1 protein-coding gene is annotated in these 425 nt (G+C 56.9%); it reads left to right on the forward strand.

The window, feature by feature from the left end; translation table 11 throughout:
- Positions 1-425: ATP-binding protein (locus HMPREF2806_RS05910; RefSeq protein WP_198531322.1), on the forward strand; the 425-nt coding region annotated here is incomplete at both ends.

Below are 425 nucleotides of genomic sequence, written 5' to 3' on the forward strand. Positions count from 1 at the left end.
ATCGACATCGCCAACGATCCCGCATTCGACGCATGGACGTTTTCCCAAAAGGTGCTCTACGCACTTGATAAAGAAGTCGCGGCCAGGCGCGAGCGACGCATCAACAAACTGCTGAAAGCATCCCGATCGCCGAACCTTGATGCTTGCCTTGAAAACGTGGTCTGCACGCCTGACCGCAACATCAACCCCGAGCAAGTCAGCAGACTCGCTCACGGACAATGGTGCCACCTGGGCCAAAACATTGTCATCCTGGGCAAATCCTCAGTCGGCAAAACCTACCTCGCCCAAGCCCTGATCACAGCAGCATGCCGCAATGACTACTCCGCACGGTTCTACCGCACCGACATGCTTGCCGCCGAACTGGCAGTCCTCCAACCCGATGACCCTAAACGGCTGAAGTTCATCCAGCACCTCCACGACGTCGA

The organism is Corynebacterium sp. HMSC076G08 (genome assembly GCF_001811515.1).
GTDB classification, from domain to species: domain Bacteria; phylum Actinomycetota; class Actinomycetes; order Mycobacteriales; family Mycobacteriaceae; genus Corynebacterium; species Corynebacterium hiratae.